This window comes from Gulosibacter hominis, assembly GCF_904842695.1.
Lineage (GTDB): Bacteria > Actinomycetota > Actinomycetes > Actinomycetales > Microbacteriaceae > Gulosibacter > Gulosibacter hominis.
Genome location: NZ_CAJGWQ010000030.1, coordinates 1 through 944, shown reverse-complemented (window position 1 = coordinate 944; position 944 = coordinate 1). Strand labels below are relative to the sequence as shown.

At 62.9% G+C, this 944-nt stretch carries 1 protein-coding gene; it reads left to right on the top strand.

Annotated features, from left to right (window positions below; genetic code table 11):
• Positions 1-53: 53 nt before the first annotated feature.
• On the top strand, positions 54-944 hold an 891-nt coding region (locus JMV54_RS10635; RefSeq protein WP_201518896.1), incomplete at its 3' end, for an IS481 family transposase.

The window sequence follows — 944 nt, the reverse complement described above, 5'->3', positions numbered from 1 at the left end:
CGGCACGATGGGTGGTGTCGAAAACATCCGTCGTCCGAAAGGAGACCCGTTCCATGACCCACCGTAACGCCCCACTGACCGTTGAGGGAAGACAACGAGCCGTAGACCAGGTCCTCAAACACAACCGCCCGATCGCGCACGTGGCTGCGCAGTTCCACATCGCCCGCTCAACACTGTCGAAATGGGTCGGCCGTTACCGCCAGTACGGACCGAACGGGCTGGAAGACCGCTCCAGCGCCCCGCACCGGGTCCCGAACCGGCTCCCCGCACACACGGTCACGTTGATCGAACACTGGCGCCGCGAATACAAATGGTCCGCACGTCGCATCACCCATGAACTGGCGCACCAACACCACACCCACTGCAGCCAACGCACCGTCACTCGCTGGCTGGACCGGCTCGGACTCAACCGCATCCGGGACATCACCCCTGACGGGCAGAACCTCCGCCGCCCAGGGAAGATCACTGCCCGCTATCCCGGGCACATGGCCCATATGGATGTGAAGAAAGTCGGGAAGATCCCCGACGGTGGCGGCTGGTGGGCGCATGGCCGAGGCAGCCAGCAAGCGCTGGCTGCCAAACGATCCCACAAACAAAAAGTTGGCTACACCTACCTCCACTCAATCATCGACGGGTTCTCCCGCCTGGCCTACACCGAAGCGCTCGAGGACGAGAAAGCCACGACCGTGATCGGGTTCCTCCAACGAGCACAGGCCTACTTCGCCGCCCACGGCATCACCCACATCACCCGACTGGTCACCGACAACGGGCCCAGCTACCGCTCCGACGCGTTCGCAGCCGCGATCAAAGGATTCATCGGCCGGCATCAACACACCCGCCCGTACACGCCACGACACAACGGCAAAGTTGAACGCTACAACCGGCTGTTGGCTGACGAGTGCCTCTATGCCCGGCCCTACACGTCAGAACAACAGCGACGAGAA